This is a genomic window from Frankia nepalensis (assembly GCF_016786325.1).
In the GTDB taxonomy this organism is placed as follows: domain Bacteria; phylum Actinomycetota; class Actinomycetes; order Frankiales; family Frankiaceae; genus Pseudofrankia; species Pseudofrankia nepalensis.
Genome location: NZ_JADWYU010000126.1, coordinates 1 through 22,876, shown reverse-complemented (window position 1 = coordinate 22,876; position 22,876 = coordinate 1). Strand labels below are relative to the sequence as shown.

General features: G+C 72.5%; 22 protein-coding genes. 14 read left to right on the top strand and 8 right to left on the bottom strand.

Annotated features, from left to right (window positions below; genetic code table 11):
• Nucleotide 1: 1 nt before the first annotated feature.
• From I6A81_RS16725 to I6A81_RS16710, 4 genes are all read left to right on the top strand, one after another.
• Nucleotides 2–1,384 (top strand): ABC transporter substrate-binding protein, encoded by a 1,383-nt coding sequence (locus tag I6A81_RS16725; RefSeq protein WP_203000814.1) that lies wholly within the window; start codon nucleotides 2–4, stop codon nucleotides 1,382–1,384.
• Nucleotides 1,385–1,748: 364 nt separating this feature from the next.
• Nucleotides 1,749–2,435, top strand: coding sequence for a nitroreductase family protein (locus I6A81_RS16720; RefSeq protein ID WP_203000812.1), 687 nt, complete (start codon nucleotides 1,749–1,751; stop codon nucleotides 2,433–2,435).
• Nucleotides 2,436–2,506: 71 nt separating this feature from the next.
• Nucleotides 2,507–3,121: a hypothetical protein gene (locus tag I6A81_RS16715; RefSeq protein WP_203000810.1), complete on the top strand. Its 615-nt coding sequence runs from the start codon at nucleotides 2,507–2,509 to the stop codon at nucleotides 3,119–3,121.
• 169 nt (nucleotides 3,122–3,290) lie between these two features.
• Entirely contained in the window at nucleotides 3,291–3,698 is a 408-nt protein-coding gene (locus I6A81_RS16710) for a nitroreductase/quinone reductase family protein (protein WP_203000808.1), read from the top strand.
• Between the two features lie 62 nt (nucleotides 3,699–3,760).
• Here the strand turns inward: I6A81_RS16710 and I6A81_RS16705 are convergent, their stop codons facing one another.
• Nucleotides 3,761–4,291 (bottom strand): MarR family winged helix-turn-helix transcriptional regulator, encoded by a 531-nt coding sequence (locus tag I6A81_RS16705; protein ID WP_203000806.1) that lies wholly within the window; start codon nucleotides 4,289–4,291, stop codon nucleotides 3,761–3,763.
• Nucleotides 4,292–4,336: 45 nt separating this feature from the next.
• On the bottom strand, nucleotides 4,337–5,605 hold the full coding sequence (locus I6A81_RS16700) for an amidohydrolase family protein (RefSeq protein ID WP_203000804.1): 1,269 nt from the start codon (nucleotides 5,603–5,605) through the stop codon (nucleotides 4,337–4,339).
• A gap of 162 nt (nucleotides 5,606–5,767) precedes the next feature.
• On the opposite strand from I6A81_RS16700, the gene I6A81_RS16695 reads away from it, so the two are divergent.
• Nucleotides 5,768–6,253 carry a cupin domain-containing protein gene (locus tag I6A81_RS16695; protein WP_203000802.1) on the top strand — a complete coding sequence of 162 codons (486 nt, stop codon included), beginning with the start codon at nucleotides 5,768–5,770 and terminating at the stop codon, nucleotides 6,251–6,253.
• A gap of 74 nt (nucleotides 6,254–6,327) precedes the next feature.
• Nucleotides 6,328–7,152 carry a DUF427 domain-containing protein gene (locus I6A81_RS16690; protein ID WP_203000800.1) on the top strand — a complete coding sequence of 275 codons (825 nt, stop codon included), beginning with the start codon at nucleotides 6,328–6,330 and terminating at the stop codon, nucleotides 7,150–7,152.
• A 73-nt stretch (nucleotides 7,153–7,225) separates the two neighbouring features.
• Here the strand turns inward: I6A81_RS16690 and I6A81_RS16685 are convergent, their stop codons facing one another.
• Together I6A81_RS16685 and I6A81_RS16680 are read right to left on the bottom strand one after the other, a co-directional pair.
• Nucleotides 7,226–7,684, bottom strand: coding sequence for a nuclear transport factor 2 family protein (locus tag I6A81_RS16685; RefSeq protein WP_203000798.1), 459 nt, complete (start codon nucleotides 7,682–7,684; stop codon nucleotides 7,226–7,228).
• Between the two features lie 107 nt (nucleotides 7,685–7,791).
• Nucleotides 7,792–8,700, bottom strand: coding sequence for a Dyp-type peroxidase (locus I6A81_RS16680; RefSeq protein ID WP_203000796.1), 909 nt, complete (start codon nucleotides 8,698–8,700; stop codon nucleotides 7,792–7,794).
• Nucleotides 8,701–9,201: 501 nt separating this feature from the next.
• Between I6A81_RS16680 and I6A81_RS16675 the strand changes: the two genes are divergently transcribed.
• Nucleotides 9,202–10,704 (top strand): MFS transporter, encoded by a 1,503-nt coding sequence (locus I6A81_RS16675; protein WP_203000794.1) that lies wholly within the window; start codon nucleotides 9,202–9,204, stop codon nucleotides 10,702–10,704.
• Nucleotides 10,705–11,244: 540 nt separating this feature from the next.
• On the opposite strand, the gene I6A81_RS16670 is transcribed toward I6A81_RS16675, so the two are convergent.
• Entirely contained in the window at nucleotides 11,245–11,643 is a 399-nt protein-coding gene (locus tag I6A81_RS16670) for a hypothetical protein (RefSeq protein WP_203000792.1), read from the bottom strand.
• Between the two features lie 118 nt (nucleotides 11,644–11,761).
• Here I6A81_RS16670 and I6A81_RS16665 point away from each other — a divergent pair, with 118 nt between their 5' ends.
• From I6A81_RS16665 to I6A81_RS16650, 4 genes are read left to right on the top strand one after another with little or no spacing between them, the layout of a single operon-like run.
• Nucleotides 11,762–12,301 (top strand): hypothetical protein, encoded by a 540-nt coding sequence (locus I6A81_RS16665; RefSeq protein WP_203000790.1) that lies wholly within the window; start codon nucleotides 11,762–11,764, stop codon nucleotides 12,299–12,301.
• Nucleotides 12,298–13,533, top strand: a complete 1,236-nt coding sequence (locus I6A81_RS16660) for a DUF58 domain-containing protein (RefSeq protein ID WP_203000788.1) — start codon at nucleotides 12,298–12,300, stop codon at nucleotides 13,531–13,533. Before I6A81_RS16665 ends, I6A81_RS16660 begins: the two co-directional genes overlap by 4 nt.
• Nucleotides 13,530–14,888 (top strand): DUF4129 domain-containing protein, encoded by a 1,359-nt coding sequence (locus I6A81_RS16655; RefSeq protein ID WP_203000786.1) that lies wholly within the window; start codon nucleotides 13,530–13,532, stop codon nucleotides 14,886–14,888. The genes I6A81_RS16660 and I6A81_RS16655 overlap by 4 nt, the downstream gene beginning before the upstream one ends.
• 29 nt (nucleotides 14,889–14,917) lie before the next feature.
• Complete coding sequence (locus I6A81_RS16650; RefSeq protein WP_307874712.1) at nucleotides 14,918–16,093, top strand: AAA family ATPase; 1,176 nt, start codon at nucleotides 14,918–14,920, stop codon at nucleotides 16,091–16,093.
• 27 nt (nucleotides 16,094–16,120) lie between these two features.
• Here the strand turns inward: I6A81_RS16650 and I6A81_RS16645 are convergent, their stop codons facing one another.
• A complete protein-coding gene (locus I6A81_RS16645) occupies nucleotides 16,121–17,200 on the bottom strand; it encodes an effector-associated domain EAD1-containing protein (protein ID WP_203010229.1) in 1,080 nt (359 codons plus the stop codon).
• Nucleotides 17,201–17,210: 10 nt separating this feature from the next.
• Nucleotides 17,211–17,525, bottom strand: coding sequence for a hypothetical protein (locus I6A81_RS16640; protein ID WP_203000780.1), 315 nt, complete (start codon nucleotides 17,523–17,525; stop codon nucleotides 17,211–17,213).
• Between the two features lie 1,064 nt (nucleotides 17,526–18,589).
• Here I6A81_RS16640 and I6A81_RS16635 point away from each other — a divergent pair.
• The 3 genes from I6A81_RS16635 to I6A81_RS16625 all read left to right on the top strand — a co-directional run bounded on the left by I6A81_RS16635 (nucleotide 18,590) and on the right by I6A81_RS16625 (nucleotide 22,421).
• Entirely contained in the window at nucleotides 18,590–20,185 is a 1,596-nt protein-coding gene (locus tag I6A81_RS16635) for an MFS transporter (protein WP_238428448.1), read from the top strand.
• Entirely contained in the window at nucleotides 20,182–21,021 is an 840-nt protein-coding gene (locus I6A81_RS16630; protein WP_203000778.1) for a helix-turn-helix domain-containing protein, read from the top strand. Before I6A81_RS16635 ends, I6A81_RS16630 begins: the two co-directional genes overlap by 4 nt.
• A gap of 227 nt (nucleotides 21,022–21,248) precedes the next feature.
• Nucleotides 21,249–22,421, top strand: a complete 1,173-nt coding sequence (locus I6A81_RS16625) for an NADH:flavin oxidoreductase (protein ID WP_407661317.1) — start codon at nucleotides 21,249–21,251, stop codon at nucleotides 22,419–22,421.
• Between the two features lie 50 nt (nucleotides 22,422–22,471).
• On the opposite strand, the gene I6A81_RS16620 is transcribed toward I6A81_RS16625, so the two are convergent.
• Nucleotides 22,472–22,732: a hypothetical protein gene (locus I6A81_RS16620; RefSeq protein WP_203000776.1), complete on the bottom strand. Its 261-nt coding sequence runs from the start codon at nucleotides 22,730–22,732 to the stop codon at nucleotides 22,472–22,474.
• Nucleotides 22,733–22,876: the final 144 nt, after the last annotated feature.

Here is a 22,876-nt window from a genome sequence, read left to right as displayed (position 1 = left end):
GATGAGCGAGCAGGACTCACCTCAGGAGCGGACGGCCCCGCGGTACGCCGAGCGGCTGTTCCCCGCGCCGGTGGACCACGGGATCGCCCGGTCGGACCGGGCCGTCTCCACGGTCGAGCGCGGCACGGACACCGTGACCTACAACGACCCGGACGGTCGTTGGTACGAGGGCGGCGGGCGGATCGGCGAGAAGGCGGTCGAGTCGATCGTCGTCTACCCGCCGACGCGCGGCGTCGTCTCCCAGGGTGACCCGTTCGAGCCGGTGAAGATCGGCATCCTGGTCGACATGGACCTCGGTCAGCTGCTGTCCGACTGGGTCGACTCCACGATCCTCGCCGTCGAGGACGCGCTCAACGAGGGCGTCTACGACCGGCCGGTCGAGATCATCACGGCGGACGCGCGCGGGCTGCCGCGAGAGAACTACCTCAAGGTCCGCCGCGGCTACCAGAAGCTGGTCGACGACGGCTGCGTCGTCGTGCTCGGCCCGATGATCTCGGACAACTCGCTGAACCTGATGGACACCGCGAACAGGACCGGGGTGTCCTGCATCGGCTGGACCGGGTCCGTCAAGTTCGCCGGTGACTACTGTTTCACCGTCGCCAACGGCGACATCCCGACCGAGTCGGTGATGGGCGCGAACTGGTGCGCCCAGCAGGGCCACACCAAGGTCGGCTTCTTCTGGGAGAAGGGGTCGTCGGGCGACACCTACTCGGACTACTTCCGGACGGCGGCGCAGAACGTGGGCGTCGAGATCGTCAAGGAGGTCAGCCTCGGGCCGAACCCGAAGAACTTCCAGGAGCACCTGGAGACGATGCGGGCCCAGGGCGCCGAGGCGATCGTCTACATGGGCTACGGCTACTCGACGTTCCGGTTCGCCCAGGCGTTCAAGGCCCTGGACTGGGACCCGCCGCGGTTCATGGGCACCGCGTTCATGTTCTACTCGAACTCGAACGCCTGGGCCGAGGGCCTGGAGGGCTGGCACGGGGTCGACCAGCTCGGCGAGGACGGCGCGAACCCGAACTACGAGGCGATGGTCCGCCGTTTCGAGGCACGCTTCGGCCGGGTGACCCGCAACGTCGTCGTCGCGCTCGGCTACGACACCGCGCGGGCCGCGATCCACGGCATCGCGAACGCCACCATCCCCACCCCGGAGGAGGTCCGGCTGGGGCTGGAGAAGATCAAGTGGATGCCGTGCACCAACGGCGGCCCGGGCGCCTACATCACGTTCGCGCCGTACGACCACCGCGGCTACAAGGGCGACTTCCTCACCATCCGGGAACTGCGCGGCGGCGAGCTGCACTTCCGCGGCTACTACCGCCCCCAGTGGCCGTCCAACACCCAGTCCCCCCTCCTGGCGCCCCAGACCAAGCCCGACGAGGACTGACCCCTCCCCTCCCGAAAACTCCCTCCGCTCAACGACCCAGCACCCCCTCCGCGGGGATCTTGGGTCTCCGGTCAGTCGTTAGGGGCACGAACCGCGGCCTGCGCGCGCCCTGACGTCGGACAGGAATGCCCCTGACGTCGGACAGGACGACGCGGCCCACGGCCCCGCCGGCCCGCGGACCACCGGCGGGTACAGGCACCCGCGCGGTCCTGGCGTTTCGGGCACAGCCGGGCGCGGCGCAGGCCGCGCCCGGCTACCGTCGTGCCCTGACGACGGTTGACGCCGGCCGCGGCGCGGCACGCGCCGAGGCGGCACAGGCTGAGCGGCACGGGCTGAGCGGCACAGACAGAGGGAGCGGGGCCGGATGGAGCTGCGCGAGGCGATGCGCACGTCGGGCGCGGTGCGCACGTTCACCGACGAGCCCGTGCCCGACGACGTGCTCGCGCGGGTGCTCGACAACGCCCGGTTCGCGCCCAGCGGCGGCAACACCCAGCCGTGGACGGTGCTCGTGCTGCGCGACCCGGCGATCCGCCGGGCGGTGCGCGACCTGGCGGTGCTGGGCTGGCGCGAGTACCGGGCGCAGGTCGCGGCCGGGGTGCGCCCGTTCGCGCCGGGCAAGGACGGACGCTGGCACGGCCCGGCCGTCGACCTCGAGCAGGCGGCGGCGACCCCGGCGCCGATGTCGTTCGTCGACGACCTCGACCGGGCGCCCGCACTGCTGGTTTTGGTCGCGCGGCTCACCGCGCTCGCGGTGATGGACATCGAGCTGGAGCGGACGAGCATCGTCGGCGGCGGGTCGGTCTACCCGTTCGCGCAGAACGTCCTGCTCGCGGCGCGCGACGAGGGGCTCGGCGGGACGCTGACGACGTTCCTGGTCCGCCGCGAGCCGGCGGCGGCGAAGCTGCTGGCCATCCCGCCGGACCACGCGATCGCCGGCGTCCTCGCCCTCGGCTACCCCGAGCGGCGCGCCACCAAGCTCACCCGCCGCCCGGTCGCGGAGTTCACCCGTTTCGACACCTTCGACGGCGAGCCGTTCACCGCCACACCCTGACGGCGCCTTCGCCGGACACGGAGAAGTAAGAGAAGTACCGGCATTGCCGCACTTTGTGGGACGGTATTGCCGTGTTCTACAGGGAGGCTTCCCGACCTGTCCGGGGCCAGTACCTGCGCGTCTGGGCGCAACCGCCGGGCTGGGTTTTCCACGGGTTCCTCGTGGTTCCCACGGCGGCGTTGCTCTGGGCGGCGAGCGCGCCGGTGGGCGACTTCCTGTTGACCGTCAGCTCGGTGTTCGCGCTGGCCGTCGCGGCGTTCATCTGGAATGTCCGCGTCGCGCTCGCCACGTGGGTCCGCGTCCGCTGGTCCTGGTGGTTCCCGGTCGCGCCGCTGGTCGGCGCGCTCGTCGCCGGGCTGGTCGTGGCCGACGTGCCGCGGCCGGTGAGGTGGGATCTCAGTCGCGGAGCATTCGAGTCCGTCGTCGTCGGCCTGCCCCCGGCATCCGCGGACGCCGAATGGCACGACATCGACGTCCCCACCTGGGTGGGCGCCTACCGGATCATCGGCGCCTACCGGGTCGGCACCGCGGTCATCTTCTATGAGGAAACCGGCGCCCTGTTTGACGACGCGGGTTTCGCCTACCTGCCGGACGGGCCCGACCCCGCGCTCGCGAACGGCTCCTTCGAGTCACCGAGGTACCACCATCTCGATGGCCCCTGGTACACCTGGGTCGCCGGCTGGTGAGACGCGCGGATCGCCGGCCGCGCCCCGTCAACGGCGTGGACAACACCTCAGGGCGTCCCACCGGGCGGCGGGCCGGCGCCGGAGTTAGGTTGCCGAGCGGCGGGCGCCGGCCCGCCCGGCCTCGGCGCCGCCCCCGAGCCCCGGCGGCTCCCTACGGAAGCGAGCTGCGTTGAACTGGAACGACACCGTGATCGCCGAGTTCCGGGCGAACAACGGGAACGTGAGCACCGGCGGATTCGGCAGGAGCCTGATCCTGCTGCACACCATTGGCGCCCGCAGCGGCACCGAACGGGTCAACCCCGTCCTGGGCCGCCGCTCCGGGGATGACTGGGTCGTCGCCGCCTCGTTCGCCGGCGCCCCCACCAACCCGGCCTGGTACCACAACCTCCTCGCCCACCCCGACGTCGCGATCGAGACCGGTGGCGGCGTCGTCGAGGTCACCGCCACCGAGATCACCGGCCCCGACTACGACCGCGAATGGGAGGGCTTCACCACCCAGTCGGCCGCCTTCAGCGAGTACAAGGCGAAGGCCGGCAGCCGCCGCATCCCGCTCCTCCGCCTCCGCCGCCGGGCCTGACCCACGCCCGCCCGCTGGCGGCCCGCCACGAGGGCAGTGCCCAAGGGCGGCGCGCGGCGGCCCTACGGCCGGCGCCCGGCGCCGGGGGTGGCGACGGCGTCGAGAAGGACGTCCAGGGTGAGGTGGAGGTCGTCGCGCACCGCCGCTGGGAGCGCGAGCTCGGCCTCCCACTCGTGCAGGCGGTCGTTGACGCGGCGACTCAGGACGTCGCCGGCCTCGGTGAGCTCGACGATGATCCGGCGCCGGTCGGTCGGGTCCGGGGCGCGGCTGACCAGACCGGCGGCGGCCAGGCGGTCAAGGGCGAGCGTCATGCCGCCGCTGGTGCGGCCGAGCAGTCGGCACAGCCGGCTCGGCGCGCCCTGTCCACCGGGTGAGTGCCGGATCGTGCCGAGTACCAGGTAGTCGGCCACCGTCAGCCCAAACGGCTCGACAAGGCCGTCGAGCGCCGCCGAGACCAGCATGTTGAGCCGCACCAGCCGGGCGAGCAGGCCGGCGCCCCCGGTCAGGCCGACCTCGTCGACCCACCCGGGCTCACGCGCTGGCGCGGCCACCGTTGTCGCGCTCGTCGCGGTCATCGCGCGCCCGTTCGGCATGTCTCGGAACTCTAGACGCGGCCCGCGGCCGGCCCCGGCGCCGCGTCAGTCCGTGATTCCGAAACGCTCCAGGCCGAAGGCGCGGATCGCGTTGCCGCGGACGAACTTGTGGACCTCGGCGGCGTCCATGTCCGCCCCGGCGCACAGCCGGTGGGCGACGGCGCGGGAGTGCGGCCACGTGCCGTCGGTGTGCGGGTAGTCGGTCTCGAAGACGATCTGGTCGAGGCCGACCTCATGGCGGGACACCAGGCCGTGCTGGTCGTCGAACAGGCAGCCGTAGACGCGGCCCTTCACGTAGCTGCTCGGCGGGTTCGGCAGCTTCGCGCCGCCGCCGACGTCGCCCTTCCAGACCAGGTCCATCCGCTCCAGCAGGTACGGCATCCAGCCGACCTGGCTCTCGGCGTACACGATGGTCAGGCCCGGGAACCGGTCGAGCGTGCCCGAGAAGATCCAGTCACACAGCGAACCCTCGGCGTTCTGCGACGACAGCGACATGCTGACGGCCAGCGGGGCGTCCGGCGAGGTGGACGGCATGGTCGACGACGAGCCGATGTGCATCGTCACGACGGTGCCGGTCTCCTCGCAGGCCCGCCACAGCACGTCCCAGGCACCGGAGTGGATGGAGGCGAACCCGAGCCTGCTCGGGTTCTCGGAGAAGGCGATCGCGTACGAGCCCTTGGCGGCGCAGCGGCGCACCTCGGCGGCGGCGAGCTCCGGGTCCCACAGCGGGATGAGGGTCAACGGGACGAGCCGCCCCCGGCCGGCGCCGCCGCACCATTCGTCGATCATCCAGTCGTTGTAGATCCGGATGCAGGCGAGCGCGACGTCCTTGTCGGGACGCTCGGCGAACCCCTGGCCGCAGAACCGGGGGAAGGTGTTCGGGAAGTTGATCGCCGCCTCGACGTGGTTGACGTCCATGTCGGCCAGCCGCGCGTCGCGGTCATAGGTGCCGGGGCGGAAGTCCTCGTAGACGGCGGGGAGGTTCTTCACCTCCGCGGCGGGGACGCCGGCGGAGGCGTGCAGCAGGCCGGTCGGGTAGACGAGGTCGTCGTAGATCCACAGGTCGCACCAGCGGCCGTCCTCGGCGCCCCGGGTGAAGCCGTAGTGCCCGCCGGAGAAGTGCAGCTTGAGCTTGTCGCGGACGACCTTCGGCCCGCGCTCGCGCATCGCGGCCGGTAGCTCCCGCTGCCACAGGTCCCGCGGCTCGAGAATGTGGTCGTCCACCGAGATGATCTTGGGTAGGTCCTCCGGCGCCGGCGTCACGGAGCCGGCGGCGGACGCGGGCGTGGGCGCGGTGATGTCGGTGACGGCCATGGCCGGCCCCCTTGTCTGCGGACGAGGTCCGCTGGCGAGAGATGGAGCCCCGGCGAGCGGGATTGCGGATCGCTTTTTGGAAAGTTACTTTTCACAAAGCGACCTGTCGAGACCCAGGTCACATCGATCATCTGGTCATCCGCCACGCGGTCTGGAGGCACCGTGCCCGAACTGAAGATCGTCTCTGTCGGCGACGTGCCATGGCACGAGGTCAAGGCCCAGGAGCACCCGGGCGGGCGGCGGGTGTCCGTCTGGGAGAAGTTCCTGGAGTGGTCGCCGGAGCGGATGGTCATCTACGCGCGCTACGACCCGGGGATGGTCGTCGAGCGGCACGGCCACATGTCGGACCATTTCGTCTTCGTCGTCGCCGGCGAGGTGCTGGTCGGCGACCGGCCCTGCCCGGCCGGCACGCACCTCACCCTGGAGCACGGCGCCGTCTTCGGCCCACTGGTCGCGGGACCCGAGGGCGCCACGCTCTACGAGATCATGACGGGCGACCCGCGGGCCGTCCCCGCCGACCCGGAGGGCTTCGCCCGGCTGCTCGCCAACCGCGGCGCGCGGCCCCTGCCCAACCCGGCGGTCCCCTGGCCCGACTGGCTGGCCCCGCGCACCGACCGGCAGGCCGGCCTGGGCACCGAACCGCGCTGACCGGCCAGTCCGGAGGGAAGCACACGGCCGGCCCAACGGTTGCGTCAAGGAGCGGACGACGGAGGAATGGACGTATGACGACCACAAGCTCCACGACCAGCTCGACCTCCGCGGAGCCGACTGGCTCTACGAGCGTTTCGGCGTTGCCACCGGTGGGATCGGCGAAGCCCGCGGCCGGGCCCGGGCGCGGCCGAGTACGGGCGGAGCAGGGGGCCAAGCGGGTGCGGGCCCTGCTCGGCGGCGCCCTCGTCGTCGACACGGTCCGGCCGGTGCTGGTGTGGGAGGGGCCGCACTACCCCGTGTACTACCTGCCAGCCGAGGACTTCCGGGCCGAGCTGGTACCCAACGGCAAGGTCGCGCGCTCCCCCAGCCGCGGCGACGCGACTCGGCACGACGTGGTCGTCGACGGCCGGCGCGCCGAGGACGCGGCCGCGACCTACCCGGACTCCCCGATGCCGGAGCTACGCGGCCTGGTCCGACTCGACTGGGACGCGATGGACACCTGGCTGGAGGAGGACGAGATCGTCTACGGGCACGCACGCAACCCGTACCACCGGGTCGACGTGCTGTCCAGCTCCCGGCATGTCCGGGTCGAGATCGACGGGGTGACGGTCGCCGAGTCGACCCGCCCGACGGTGCTGTTCGAGACGGGCATCAGGCCCCGGTTCTACCTCCCGCTCTCCGACGTGCGGACCGAGCTGCTCCGCCCGTCGGACAGCGTCACTCACTGCCCCTACAAGGGCGAGGCCGGCTATTTCTCGGTCGAGGTCAACGGCACCGTCCACAAGGACGTCATCTGGATCTACCGAACCCCGCTCTTCGAAAGCATCCGCATCGCGGGCCTGGTCTGCTTCTACGACGAAAAGCTCGACATCTACGTCGACGGCGTCCACACCTGACCGGAGGTCAGGCAACTCGCGGCCGGCCGCCCTCGACGGGACGGTGGCCCGGCCGCGAGGCCTCAGCCGGCGATCAGCCGCGCTGGAACGGGGAGTCGGGCACCATCGCGTCGGTGCGGACCACGCGGTGCGCGATCAGCCAGCGGCCCTCGGCGGGGACCAGGACGTCGCGGTAGCGGCCCCAGTGATCGAGACCGGCCGCCGTCAGGACCGCGAAGTAGGCCGACGTCTGGATCCGCTCCGGGCTCACCGCGTCAAACCGCAGGTTCGTGAGGAAGTGACGGACAAACGACGGGCGGCGAGCCTCGACTGCACCCTCCTGGCCGGGAACCGCCTCGGTCGCCCGCACGCCGGAGAGCGTGGCGATGATCTCCTTGCGGCCCCGCGCGACCCAGTCACCCTTGGACTCCAGCACGCCGTCCTCGGTGAAGCAGGCAGCGAGTTCCTCGAGCAGGAACCGGTCCCCGCTGTGGTTGTAAGCCGCCACCGTGTCCCGCACCTGCTCGCGGGCGACAATCTCCCAGTTCTCCACGAGGTCGTCAGCCTACGGGCTAGCCCCGCGAGCCGCCGCTGATTGCCCGGGACGAAGCCGCGCCCCGGTGGCCGGAGACTCTCACCGGTGGAACGAGCGCTGTGGGCTCAGTCCGCGTCCTCCGGGGCGAAACCAGCGAGAGCGGCGACCGACGGGATGAAGTAGTAGGCGCCGCTCACCGGGGTCGTGTAGCGGGTGAGAGCGTCGCGCAGGCCGTCCTCGGTCGCGCCGGCCATCCGGCGCAGCATCAGGTCGAGGACGCGCTGCTGGGCCGCGAAACCGACGAAGACGGTGCCGTGGTCGGTGACCGTGCCGTAGGCGGTGTTACGGCGGAAGATCTCCAACTCCTCGCCGTCCTCCTCGACGACCGTGCGCGAGACGTGCGAGGTCGCCGGCATGACGTCCTCGCCAAGCTCGACGCTGTCGAGCTTGGTCCGGCCGATGACCTTCTCCTGCTCCGGCACGCTGAGCGACTCGAAGGCCAGGCTGTCGTGCGACCACCGCTGGAACAGCAGCACGCTGCCGCCCGCCCCCGGCCCGTCGCCGACGACGGCGACGGCCGCGGCGTCGAGCAGCGACGGGTTCTCGGTGCCGTCGATGAAACCGGTCAGGTCGCGGTCGTGCGCGTAGACCCAGCCGCCGAGCTCCGTGGCGACGGTCGCGACGCCGACGAGCGCGCCGACGACCTCGAGGGCGTTGGTGTAGACAGCGGTCCGGTTGGGGCCGGCGATCCACACGAAGGCGTCGCGCTGGGTAGCCGGCATCTGGAACCCGTCGACGCCGACGATCGGCTCGTTGAAACCGGTGACACCCGCCGGCAGGCCGTCGGGCCGGATCCGCGCCCACAACTCAGGGCGGAAGCCAGCGACCAGGTTGACGCCGCCGCCGGTCGACAGCGGCCCGGCGAGCCCGGCGACCGCCTTCACGAGGTCGACGGCCGACGCGCCGTCGACGAGGTCCAGCTCCAGGTAGGAGTGCTCCGGCGTCCCAAGCGCGAAGATCCCCGGCTGTGTCACGTGCGTACCCGTACCCTTCCCACCCGACTCACTGGCCCATCCAGACGGCCGCCCTCGGCCCGTACCGCCCGCCCGCCGCCCGGACCGCGCGCTGGCGCTGGCCGCAGGACGCGCGGGCACCCCCGGGACGGTACACAGCGCGCGTTCCGGATTCGTGACACCCCGCCCCTTCCCGCGGGAACGGCGCGGGCCGGCCGGCTGGCCGACGCGGCGGCGCCGCGACGACCGTGAGCCCTCGCCACGGCGACCCGCGAGCCCCGGTGGGCGCCGCGAGGTTTCGCCTGAGCGCAAGTTCACGATGTGGAGGCGACGTTCCGTCGCTAACGTGTCATAAGCAGTGCTATGACACATCATGCCGTGCCACCTCATGCCGCCCGGCGGCCCCAAGTCAGACGGTGCCGGTTCTGGCGGAGTTGGTTCTGACGGCGCTGGTTCTGGCGGCCGGCCGGTGGGTGCCAAGGCGGCGTCCCCACGTCGACGACGAAGGTGAGCGCTGATCACGTGAGTGCCCGAGCGTCCCAGCCGGCCTCGTCGACCGCCACCGGGCACCCAGCGTGGATCGTCGGCGTCCTCGCGAGCGCGGGCATCGTCATCTCCGTCTCCCAGACGATCGTCGTCCCGCTCATCCCCTCCTTTCCCAGCCTCCTGCGCACGTCCGCGTCGAACGCCTCCTGGGTGATCACCGCGACGCTGCTGACCGCCGCGGTCGCCATGCCGGTGCTCGGCCGCCTCGGCGACCTCTACGGCAAGCGCCGGATGATGCTCGTCTCGACGTGGTCCCTCGTCGCGGGCTCGGCGTTGTGCGCGCTCAGCAGCTCGCTCGTGCCCATCGTCGTGGGCCGCGCCCTGCAGGGCGTCGGTATGGGCGTCATCCCGCTCGGCCTGTCCGTGATGCGGGATGTACTGCCGCCGCGCAGGCTGCCCGGCGCGGTCGCGGTCATGAGCTCGTCGATGGGGGTGGGCGCCTCGCTCGGCCTCCCGCTTTCCGCCGTGGTCGCGCAGAACGCCGACTGGCACGTGCTGTTCTGGATCTCCGGCGCGACCGGCCTGGTGTTCGCCGTACTGCTGCCGCTGGTGGTGCCCGAGCCGCCCACGCGCGCCGAGGGCCGCTTCGACCTGGCCGGGGCGGTGGCGCTGTCGGTGGGCCTGACCGCGCTGCTACTCATGATCACCAAGGGCACCGACTGGGGCTGGGCCAGCCCGACGACGCTGTCCCTGCTCGCCGCCGCCGTCGTCGTGCTGGCGTCGTGGGGCGCCTGGGAGCTGCGGGTCAGCGCGCCGCTGGTCGACCTGCGCACCACCGCGCGCCGCCCGGTCCTGCTGACGAACCTCGCCGGAATCGTCATCGGTTTCGCCATGTACGCCAACGGCCTCGTCGTCCCGCAGCTGCTGCAGCTGCCGGAGGCCACCGGCTACGGCCTCGGCCAGTCACTGCTGGCCGCCGGCCTGTGGATGGCCCCCGGCGGCCTGGGCATGATGCTGTTCTCACCGGTGACGGCCCGCCTGATCGGCGGCCGCGGCCCGAAGTGGGCGCTGGTGATCGGCAGCGCCGTCGTCGCGGCCGGCTACCTGCTGGCGCTGCCGCTGATGGGCTCGACGATCGGGGTCGTCGCGTTCTCGCTGGTGATCAGCTCCGGAGTCGCGCTGGCCTACGGCGCGATGCCCGCGCTCATCATGGATGCCGTCCCGCTGTCGCAGAGCGCGGCCGCGAACTCGCTGAACAGCCTGATGCGCTCGGTCGGCACCTCGACGTCGAGCGCGGTGATCGCGATGGTTCTCGCGCACCTGACCGTCTCGCTCGGCCCGACCCAGGTGCCCTCCGAGGCCGGCGTGCGTCTCGCCTTCCTGCTCGGCGCCGCCGCCGCCGTCGCCGCCCTGCTCATCGCGCTGGCCCTCCCCGCCCGCCACCCGCGCACCACGGCAGACAAAGCAGCCCTCATCACCACAGCGTCCGGCCCGGCCCTCGCGCGGCCGGTCGAGGCGGTCCAGGACCTCGCCCGCTGACCGCGCCGCGCCACGCGCCACGCGCCACGCGCCAAATCCGTCAAAGACACACAAAATGATGAATCAACGCTCAAAAGGAAAGCCGGCACGTTGGTGCCAACTCCGCCGGCTTGCTTAGCGGCATGACACATGAGCCGCGGCCAGCTCAGCCTGAAATGACCATTAAGCGATCCCCAACGCTGTGTGATTGGCCGCACTTAGGGCCGATCCGCACCCTAAGGTCGGTAATAACGCCGCTACGAATGGTGGTAGCGGCAGTCGGCCAGATGGCCGGATACGGGGGCAGCCATGACACAGGTCGCTGACGCCTGCGCGCAGCCGCGTAGGCGCGCCACGAGCCGAGCACACCCAGGCGAGCACGGGCCGACGGTGCGCGATGCGCGTCGATGAGCTGCGGACGTCCCTGCTGATCGGCGCCGCACCGCTACTCGTCCTGGTGGTTGTGGCGATCGCGATCACCAACACTTCCGGGCAGCAGTTGGTGGACGTGGCCACGCCGATCGTGTCCTCCCCACCGACGACGGCGCCCTCCTCGACCGGTCAGCCGAGCTCGACGCCTCCGCCCTCCAGCACCCCACCACCTCGGAGCACACCGCCACCTTCGAACAGCCCACCGCCGCCCTCCGACGCCTCGCCGTCGGCTGGCACCCCGCCGACGGCCGGCGTCTCGCCACCTGTCGCGCACCCCACCCCGGCTCCCGGCGCGACCTCCACCGACGGTGGCGGTACCCTTCCGGCCCCGTCCACGACGGGCGCTGGCGCGGCGCCGACCAGCCGCCCGGCCGGATCCTCGGGGCCGCCCGGCCAGCCGTCGAGCAACCCCAGTTCCGGCATTCCGAGCGCTCCGAGGCCCAACGTTCCCACGTCCACGGCGACCAGTACCGGTGGCACCGGGCCCCCGAGCGACCGGCCCTCGGTCTCGCCATCCGCGAGCGGCACCGGGCCTGGAACGGGATCGCCCAGCCCGAGCGGCGGCGAGGACGATCCGATCGCGCCCTACCTGATTCCACCCCTGAAGATCGACGGCAGCGCCCAGAGCGACAATCTCTGGGAGTTCGTGACCTATGAACACCTGCACACCCTGCAGGCCACGATCGACGGAGATCTACCGCCCGGCGCGAAGATCGCCGTGTTCAGTTTTCCGGACACCAGGCACTTTCTGCATCACGTCCAGCCGGCGACCGGCCTGCTCAGCGCGGAGATCAGCGTTGGCTGCCGCGAGAACACCTATGAAGGCGCCGAACGGTTCGAGATCCGGGTCGTGTACGCGCAGGCGGCGGATTCGCTCGACCTGCTGCCCGACTGCGCGCGCGGGAACGGAATCCCCGCGGGCAAGTGGAACACGATCGACTCTTTTTCCGACACCATCGCCACGTTCTCCGTAAAAAGAACCCTGCCCACCCCAGCGCCGAGCCCTCCCCGTCCACCCTCGTCACCGTCCTCCAGCACGACGACGCCCTCCAGCACGACGACGCCACCGGCCTCCACGACACGGACCGGCACGACGCCGGTAACCACGCCGGCCAGCGAGGGCGCGGCACCAGTCCCCGAGGTCACGCCGTCACCGGCCGGCTCGACCGGGGCAGGCCCCGCGTGACGGCCGCCGGAACCTGGTCGGTCACGCTGGCCGTCATCCTGGGAGCCGCCGGCGGTGGGCTGCGCTACCCCGGCCTGGTCGCTCTCGCGGCCGGCTTCGCGCTGGCTCTGGGGGCGGCGGGGCTCGCGGTGGCGGGCCGCGACGGGCTTGTCGTGTCGACGGGCGCGATCATGCCGGTGACCCGCGGCGAACCCGTGACGGTAACGGTGACCGTCGAGAACCGCCGGCGTCGACGGCGGGCCGCGGGCATGGTCGAGCTGCCGGGCGGCCCGGCGCCGGTCACGCTTCCCGTCCGGCGGCTCCGGCGCGCCAAGCCCGAGACGGCGAGCCAGGCACTGACCGACACGCGCCGCGGGGTGTGGTGCCTCGGCCCGGCGGTGGCCGTCCGCCGCGACCCGCTCGGCCTGCTCGAGAGAAGGCGCGGGCTCGCGCAGGCGGTAACCCTCGTCGTCCACCCGCGACGGGTCGACCTCGATCCCCTGGTGTGGTCGCGCCATCAGTGGACGGCCGGCGCCGGGCGGGCACTCCCGAGGCCCGGTCTCGCGGAGTTCGAACGGCTGCGGGAGTACGTCGCGGGCGACGACCTGCGCCGGGTGCACTGGCTGTCGTCGGCGCGTGCCGGGACGCTGCAGGTACGCACCCATGTGGACCCGGCGAGGGCCGCCGCGTTCGTGCTCCTCGACACCCGGCGCGGCTCCTACCCGGCGGGAGACGCGGGCGACGCCGCGTTCGAGGACGCGGTGGACGTCGCGGCGTCCGTCACGGACGCCTACGTGCGCCGACGGCTGACGGCGCGGCTGCGGGCGACCGGTGGCCTGGCCTGGCCGGCACACGTGGGCGGCCACGACTCGACCGGGCTGCTCGACGAGCTCGCCGCCGTGCGCGCCGACGACGCGGTCGACGACGTGGTCGGGCGCTCCGGGCCCGCGGCGCGGGGGACGGCTGCCCTGGTCGACACCGTGCTGGCACAGCGGCGCGGCTCGGCCCGCGACACCGGCGCCCTGCTCGTCGTGGTCACGGGACCGGGCAGCCGGGACGCGTTCGCCGCGGCTAGGGCCCACCGGAGCGGACCGGCGGTCGTCGTGCGGACGGGCGCGTCCGTTCCGGCCACGCGTCTGGAACGGGCCGACGGCCGAGGCGAGCCGGTCGCCACCGTGGACTTGGACCGCGTCGACTCGCTGCCAGCCCTGTGGCTGGGCCTCGCGGCCCTCACCCACGGCGCGCCCGGATGAGCCGCCAGGCGGTGACGGTGGCCTGCGTCGCGGCGGCGTCGGCGATGGCCGGCGGCGGGTTCGCGCCCCCGAACCCGAGATTCGCCGCGCTACTCGTCGCCTGCGCGGCCGTGCCCACGCTGCTCACGGCGACCCGGTGGCCACGCGGCGTCGGATGGCTGGCCGCGCCGGTGTCGGCGGCCGGCTGGTTCCTCACCAGCTTCGCCCTGCTCTACGGCCTGCCCGATGGGACCGGCCTTCGGGCCTTCGCGTGGGCCTTGTGGGAAGGCCCACGCCTCCCGCTGTCGGCGGAGGGAGCCGGATACAGCGCCGAACTCGCTGTCGTCCCTTCGGCGCTGGTGTGGCTCGCCGCCGCCTCCGGGACCGCGCTGGTCCGCCGCGGGACCGCTGGGCTCGCTCCGTTGCTGCCGGCCGTCGCCGTGGCCGCCGGAACGCAGGTTCTGGCCTTCCGCGCGGACAGCCGCCAGGTCGCTGTGGCCGCTGGCCTGGTCGCGGTCACCGCGCTGTTCCTGCTGGCTCGGGCCGGCGAGTCGCGACCGCCCCGGCCGCGACCGCCGGTTCGCGGGCCCGGAGCCGCCATGGCCGCGATGGTCGCCGTCACCGCGCTCTGCGCTGGGGCGGCGACGGCGGGGGCCGCGATGGCCGCGTTCACCGGGCCCGCCGTCGACCCTCGCCTCGGCCTGTTCGCCTCCACCGGCGGCGCCGATGCCCCGAGCCCCGCGCCGACCACCGGCAGTCCCCAGGATGGGCCGACCGCGCCGACGGGCCCGGTCGACACCCCGCCGCCCGATCCCACGCCGCCGCCGATCCCGCCGCCGTGGCGGGATCCGCTGCCGATCCTGCTGCTCGCCGTGCTCGCGGCGACGCTTCTGGTGCTGCTGGCACTCGTCGCCCGCTGGGCCACGCGCCGGTGGCGGCGCAGATGGCGGCGACTTCACGGCCGGCCGGACGCGCGGCTCCTGGCCGCGTGGAGGGACACGGTCGGCGAGCTGGGGCATGCAGGGCTGCCGGTCGACGCTGGGCTGACCATCGACGAGCTCGTCGAGCGAGCGGTCCAGGGATCTGGCGGACCGCTGGCCGAGCCGTTGCGCGCGCTGGCCGACAGCGCGGCCGCTGTCCTCTATGGCGCGGACGCCGCCGTCGGTCCCGAGGACGCCGCCAAGGCCTGGCGACGGCGAGACGGCTGCGTGGCCGCGATCCGCGCTCAGGCGCCACGAGCCGAACCAGGCCCACCGGTGAACAACGGTGCCCGGCGCGACGGAGGCCACCGGCGGGACGGAGGCCACCGGCGGGACGGCTTCGGCCCCGGGGCCGAAGCGGACTCGCCACGCCGCTCGCTGGCGGCACATCGATGAGCTCAGTCAGGCAACCGGACGGGGGACAGGTGCGGGACGAGGGGTTTCCGGAGGCGTTCGAACGGATCGCCTCCACCATCGAGACGGCCGTGCAGGGCAAGCCCGATCAGGTGCGGCTCGCGGTCACGTGCCTGCTGGCCGGCGGGCACCTGCTGATCGAGGACCTGCCCGGGGTCGGCAAGACACTGCTCGCGCGCTGCCTGGCGGCCTCCGTGCAGGCCAGCATGAAGCGCATCCAGTTCACCCCCGACCTGCTGCCGAGCGACATCACCGGCACCGACATCTACCGGCCGCGCAGCAACGAGCGGGAGTTCATGCCGGGACCGGTCTTCGCGCACGTGGTCCTCGCCGACGAGATCAACAGGGCCACCCCTCGGGCGCAGTCGGCGCTGCTGGAGGCGATGGAGGAGCACCACGTCACCGTCGGCGGCGTGACCCACCCGCTGCCTGAGATGTTCCTGGTCGTCGCCACGCAGAACCCGGTCGACATGGACGGCACCTACCCGCTGCCCGAGGCGCAGCTCGACCGCTTCCTGATGCGGATCCGGATGGGCTACCCCGACTTCGCGGCCGAGAAGCGGGTGCTGGCGGCCAAGGTCGCGACGGTACCCGGGGGTGGCGCCGTGGCGGAACACGGCCGGCCGGACGAGAACGGCCGGGTTGCTGGCCACCAGGCGCGCGCCGGCAGCGAGCCGGCCTATGACCCACTCGCTCCGGACCGAGCCTGGCTGCCGCGCGACGGTCAGTGGAGCGACCACCGCCGCGAGGCTAGGCCAGTGACCGCGGCGACCAGCGAGGCGGAGGTGCTGGCGCTGCGTGGGATCGCGCGCCGGACCACGGTCAAGGACCCCGTCTACGACTACCTGCTGAGGATCACTCGGGCGACTCGACGGCTCGTGGCGGGGCAGTCCGACGACCCCGACCCCCGTTCCGGGCGCAACGGCTGGGCGCGTCCGGCGGTCGCGCCCAGCGTGGGAAGCCTCGTCCTGGGCGCGAGCCCCCGCGCGAGCGTCGGGCTCCTGCACGCGGCACAGGTACGCGCCCGGGTCGCTGGCCGCGACAGCGTCTATCCCGAGGACATCAAGCCGCTCGCCGTTCCCGTCCTCGCCCACCGCCTCTCCCTGTCCTCGGCCGCCGTACTGGCCGGACGCAACGCGGAGGACATCGTCGAAGAAGTCCTCGCGGCGGTCGCGGTCCCCCGTTAGCCATCCACGCCGGAGGACATTCTCCCGTCAGTTCCCCAGTCCGACGTTCACGTAGACGGAGGTCCATCGGGCTTCACCGACGTTATCGAGGTCCTCCGTCGCCAAGATATCGCCCGGCGACCCGTCCACATAACGCTGCTTGGCGGCTGCGTCCATGAGGACCGGGAAAAGCTGTAAACTGGCGTATCCGGCGCCGAGCCTGCCCGCGTCGAGGTCGTCCCAGCGCCAGCAGCCCGTGCCCTGGACGACACTGTCGACAAGGTACTTGTTGTCGTTCTTCTGGATTACCCCGCCGACCTTGTTCATTCGCGTGTAGAGATACAGAAAATTCCCATCCGGGATGTTCCCACCAAATGTGATCTCGACGTCAACGAGGAGATTATCCCCTTGAGGCGTTAGCTCGTACGCGGCGCCGGTAATCGTGACCTCGTTCGATTTATTCGGCGTGTCACCTCGATTGGGACTCGGGTTGACCTGCTGGAGGTTTCCCTTGCCGGTGCACCTTTCCGGGCTCGGCAAAATCCTCGGCGCCGGCGTGCGTGAGGGGCCTGTCGGGGGCGACGCGGAGGAAGTGGACGTCGTTGTGGGCGGCCCGGAAGACGGCGGCGGTGCCGCCGAATCCGGCACGCCGGCAGAGGTCGTGAGAAGCGGGAGATGGCTCTCCCCTTCGCGCGGGAATGGGCCGCCGTCAGGGATCGTCAGCCGCCCGGGCGGCGCGGCCGCGACGACGACCAACGCGCTGGTCGCGATGACCATCCGTGGCCGGCGGCGCCACCGCGACCGACGCGGACGCCGGGTCAGCCCCAGATGCTCCTGGGCCAGCCGTCGAACCTCGACGTCGCCCCAGAACCGCCAGGCCAAGGCCCCGAGTAGCCGCCCCCACGGCGTCGGGATGACCCCGTTCTCCAGCTTCCGGAAGATCTCGCCCCACACCTCGCCGGCGGAGCTGATCCGGAACACTGGAAGGCTCTCGCGCGGATACTCGATGTCCTCCAGCAGGTTCACGATCTCCGACTGGGAGGGCAGAAGACGCACGCAGGCGTCGCGCAGGGCCCGGCCGTCGGCCGGATCGAGGGCGAGGTCCCGATCACCGGACGGTTCCGTCATGCGGCCTTGCCTACTGGCCCGGAAGATAGATCTTGAAGGTCCAGCGGGCGTTCCCCACCAGGTTCAGGTCCTTCATCGCCCAGATGTCCCCGGGCGCCCCGTCGACATAATGCTGTTTGGCGGCCTCGTCCATCACCACCACGAACAGTTCGTACCCCGCGCTGCCCGTGCCCGCCGGGCCGAGGTTCACCCGCCAATGCTCGCAGCCCTTCTCGACGGAAGCCTGCTTGATGTACTTTCTCCCGTCGTCCAGGCTGGGATCAGCGAACCTGTCCTCCCGCGAGTACAGGTACAGGTAGTCCTCGTCGGGAGCCTCGCTCTCCACCGTGATCCAGACATCGGCGATAAGATTCCCGCGCGCCGAGAGAGTGTACAAAACGTCTCGCCCCTGTACCTCGTCGGAGGTCTTCTGCCCCCTCGCGGGGTTCACGGGGTCCGCCGCCCCCGCCGCGGCGTCGGCGGGCGGGGCCTCGCATGTCGAAGTGGGGGCCGGGGTCGCGGGAGGAGCGGGAGCCGTGGAAGTCGGCGGCGGTTCGGATGTAGGCCCACCTCCGGGACCATCGCCCTTGCCACCGCAAGCAGCGGCCGTAATGGGAAGGAAAAGCAGCGCTCCGGCGACGACGGCGCGACGAAGAGATCCCCGCATGAAAGCTCCCCCGTTATCAGCGGTCCGGCCGACTCGAGAAGTGGTCGGCGCGAACGGATCAAGGGTGACTGTAATCGCCCAGGAGGCGTTTGCGCGGACGAATCACCGAGGACCGCCACCAACTTCCGCGATTCGCCACCGCGCGGTGGCCCAGGCGCACCACGGTCCCCGCCGAGACCACGCCACACCCTTCCCGGCATCGCGTTGGCGGGTTCGCCCCAAGGCCCTTCTCGTAGATCTCTCCGGGACTGCTGGGCCGCCGATCCGCGTACACATCCGATGATCACCGGCCCGCCGAGGGCCTGACAACTTTCTTGATCGACAAATGTGTACGCCATTCGGCGGTTTCTGTCCGTTTTATCCATGAATTTCATACGGATCTGGCGATCTACCGGGCAGGTGGAGGCGGGACGGTTCGAAGATCACCGATTGCGTGCGCGGATCGGCGGTCCGGGACCGCGGAGCGCGATCCGCGGAAAGTTCCGTAGGGCGCACCCCGCGGATCTTGGCCAAGCCGCGCGGCCGAAGAACCACGGGACGCGCCCCAAGCCGGCGCGCGAATGGATCGACGTGGCAGCCGGCCAGGACTCGCGAGATCACGGGCCGTCGGCACGGTCGGCCGGCGCTTCGGAATGTCCCACCCGTCACGCTCGAACCCGTCTCGACCCTCGCGATGTCATCATACGATGACATCCTGAGTAGACATCTCACGTGGACATGAGGCGCGGTGGGAGAGGCGAACGATGGGCACAGGTGACCGGACCGCGGCGAAGGGCGACACGGGCACGGCGGATATGGCCAGCGCGGCAGGCACGATCAGCGCGGCACGCACGGCCAGCGGGGCGGGCACGGGCCGGGTGCCGCGGCCGCGGCTGCTGGTGGGGGCGCTGATCTACACAGGGCTGGTCGTGTCGCTCATCGGGACGCTGGGGGCGCCGCTCATCCCGCTGATCGTGCGCGAGCAGCGCGTGTCGTTCGTGGCCGCGCAGTGGATCCTCACCATCACCCTGCTTGTGGGGGCGGTCGCCGGGCCGACGCTCGGCCGGCTCGGGGACGGGCCACGCCGCAAGGGTGTGCTCATGGGCGGGCTTGGCGCCGTGGTCCTCGGCGCGGTCGTCGCGGCGACGGCGTGGAACTTCCCGCAGTTGCTGGTCGGGCGGGCGTTGATGGGGATCGGCCTCGGCCTGATGCCGCTGACGTTCGCGATCGCGCGCGACTGCCTGCCTCGGCTGACGGGCGTGCGGGCTGTCGCGGTGCTGTCGGTGAGCGTCGCCAGCGGCACCGGGCTGGGCTACCCGCTGACCGGTGTGATCGCCGACCACGTCGACTACCGGTACGCGTTCTGGCTCGCGGGCCTGCTGTGCGCGGCGGCGGTCGGGCTGGTCGCCGTCGCCGTGCCGCCGGCGAGGACCGGCCTCGCCGCCCTGGCGCCGCGCCGGCCGTTCGACGTGCCCGGCGCCGCTCTTCTCGGGCTGGCGCTGGGCGCGGTGCTGCTCGGGTTCAGCCAGGCGCCGCGCTGGGGCTGGGAGTCGGCGCCGGTGCTGGGGCTGTTCGCGGCCTCGGTGGTGCTCGCGGCCGTCTGGGTGCGGGTCGAACACGCGAGCGCCGCGCCGCTCGTCGAGCTGCGCTTCCTGTCGGTGCCCGCGGTCCTGGTCAGCAACGGCGCGGCCGCGCTGCTGGGCTTCGGGATGTTCGGCACCGTGTCGCTGGTCATCCGGCTGGTGGAGACGCCGACCTCGGCCGGCTACGGGTTCGGCGGGGGCGTGTCGCTCGCCGGGCTGATGATCATGCCGCTGTCGGTCGGGACGCTGGCCGCGACGAGGGTCGCGCGGGTGGCCGAGCGGCGGTTCGGCACCGCGGCGGTGCTGGTCCTCGGCGGGCTCGTGTCCACGGCGGCCAGCCTCGGCCTCGCCGTCCGCCACGACCACCTGGTCGAGATCGCCGCGGCGACCGCGCTGCTGGGTGTGGGGATCGGGACCGGCTTCGCGGCCATGCCGACGCTTATCATCACGCACGTGCCGCTCACCGAAACCGGCAGCGCCACGAGTTTCAACCAGGCCATGCGCGTCGTGGGAGGGTCGATGGGCAGCGCCCTGGCCGCCTCGTTGCTGGAGGGCTTCACCCCCGCCGGCACGCCGCTGCCTCGCGACACGGGCTACTCGGTCGCTTTCCTCATGCTCGGTCTGGTGAGCCTGCTCGGCGCGTTGCTGGGCCTCACGCTGCGCCGGGACCGCAAGGCCCGCGCCGGCGCCCTGCCCGCGGTGCCGGCCCAGGAGGTGACCGCCGCGGCCGAGGCCCCGGCGACGCTCGGCGCGGGCCGCCCGGCGAGCGCGACATGACCCCGGCCGGCCCCACGGTCGGGCACGCCGAACGAGCCGGGCACGCCGAACATCCAGGGCACGCCGAACATCCAGGGCACGCCGACGTCGGCGGCGCGCCGACACCCGCGGTGCGGCGCCGGGACGCGGCCCGCAGCCGCGCGCGCCTGCTGTCCGCGGCCGCCGAACTGTTCGCCGAACGCGGCTATGCGGGCACGGCGCTGCGCGCCGTCGCCGAACGGGCCGGAGTGGACGCCGCTCTGATCGCGCGCTACTACGGCGGGAAGGACGGCCTCTACCGGGCCGTGCTCGCCGCCGACCCGGTCGTCGACTCCGCCCGCGGCCCGGTGGTCGGCGGCGTCGACCGCCCACCCGCCGTCCCGGCCACGCTCGCTGGCGCCGCCGGTGCCGCGCCCTCCAGCGGCCGGACGGGCGCCGCCGACGAGGCTCGGCGGCCGGACGCGGCCGCCGGCGAGCCGGGCGCCGAGACCGGCGTGGCGGGCGCCGCGCAGGAGACCGACCGGGGCCCGGCCGTCGACCTCACCGAGCTGCTCGCCCGCCTCGTCGAGCGGTGGGGGGACGGCCCGGCCACCACCGCCAGCCAGAACGTCTTCCGCTGCGACCTGGACGACGCGGCCCGGGCCGCGACCGCGGCCCGGGTGGCCGAGCGGGTGCTGCCGCTCGTGCGCGTCGGCCGTCAGGGCGCTGACGCCGAGCTGCGCGCGGAGCTCGCCGCGGTCGTGCTGCTGGGCATCAGCGTCGCGCGGACCGCCGGCACGCTGCCGATGCTCGCGCAGGCCGATCCGGAACGGCTCGCCGCGCTGGCCCGCGAGCTCCTCGACGCCATCCTGCTCTGAGCGGCCGGCTCGCGGCGCCAGAACCGCTGGACGCCCATCTTTCTGACAGACCGTCAGATCTGTCAGCCCGAAGCTCGCGAAAAGCCGCATGTAGGGGGACACCGGAGGATAGTGGCGGTGTGACGCATGCCACTGATGCCTCGTCAGCTGACCGGGACGCGGGCCCTGGCGCGACCGGGCCTTCCCCGGCGCGCCCGGTGGCCACGGCCGCCCGGCGCCCGGCGCCCGTGGCGGCGCCGGACGTGTTCGCGCCGGCCGACCTCGGGCCGATCAGACTGCGCAACCGGGTGATCAAGTCGGCGACGTTCGAGGGCCGCACGCCGAAGGCGCTGGTGACCGACGAGCTGATCGACTATCACCTCGCGCCGGCCGCCGGCGGGGTCGGCATGACGACCGTGGCCTACTGCGCCGTCGCCCCCGAGGGCCGCACCGACCGCAGGCAGATCTACATGCGCCCGGAGGCGCTGCCGGGCCTGCGCCGGCTCACCGACGCGGTGCACGCCACCGGCGCGGCGGTCAGCGCCCAGCTCGGCCATGCCGGCCCGGTCGCGAACAGCGCCTCGAACCGGTTGCCGTCGCTGGCGCCGACCCGGCGGGTCAGCCCGTTCGGCTCGGTGACGCAGGGGGCGACCGTCGCCGACCTGGAGCGGATCGTCAAGGCACACGCCGAAGCGGCCCGGCTTGCCGCGGAGGCCGGTTTCGACGCCGTCGAGCTGCACTTCGGTCACAACTATCTGGCCAGCGCGTTCTTCTCGCCGAAGCTGAACCGCCGCAAGGACGGCTACGGCGGCGCCGTCGCGGGCCGGGCCCGGTTCGCCCGGGAGATCGCCGGCGCGGTGCGCGCCGAGGTCGGCGGCCGCCTGGCGATCCTGGCGAAGCTGAACATGGACGACGGCGTCAAGGGCGGCCTGGGGCCCGACGAGTCCGTCCAGGTCGCGCGCTGGCTCGAGGAGGACGGCACTCTCGACGCGCTGGTGCTGACCTGCGGCAGCTCGCTGCTCAACCCGATGTACCTGTTCCGCGGCGACGCGCCGGTGACGGAGTTCGCGAACGCGTTCAAGGGGGTCACCCGGCTCGGGCTGAAGATGGTGGGCTCGCGGTTCCTGAAGGCCTATCCGTACGAGCCGCTGTACATGCTGGACCTCGCCCGCCAGTTCCGGGCGGAGCTGACGATGCCGCTGGTGCTGCTCGGTGGCGTCACCGACAAGGCCGGCATGGACACGGCGATGGCGGAGGGCTTCCAGTTCGTCGCGATGGCCCGGGCGCTGCTGCGCGAGCCGGACCTGGTCGAGCGGCTGCGGAAGGATCCCACGACCACGTCGCTGTGCATCCACTGCAACAAGTGCATGCCGACGATCTACTCACGGTCGCGCTGCGCGCTGATCGAGCCGGAGGCCTGAACGGCCGGCGGGCCCGGCCGTGGCCCCGCGCGACGGGTCCGCCGATCCGGTCAGGCGGCCTTGCCGCGGCGGGCGGCGTCGCGCGGGCCGATCGGCCACAGGTCGCCGCAGGTGTTCTCGTCCACGTCTTCCATGATCCCGGTGACCAGCGCCCCGATGCCCGTGAGGACCGTCACGGCGGCGCCGACGATCGAGATCGGCCAGGAGGCCACGCAGATCCCGACTGTGGCGACGATGGAGCCGGCGCTGATGAGGATCACCCAGACCCAGGACAGCGGCTTGCTGCGGTGCGGCACGGATGAGTCCGTCATCGCGGGTCCTCCCGACCGTCGGAGGCGCTGACCGCCGGGCGCGCGCCTTGATCAACGATCAGGATGTTATCCGATCTCCAACGCCCTCGCCCGCCAAACGAAGTGGCCCACGCTCCCGGGAGCGTGGGCCACTTCGTTTGGCGG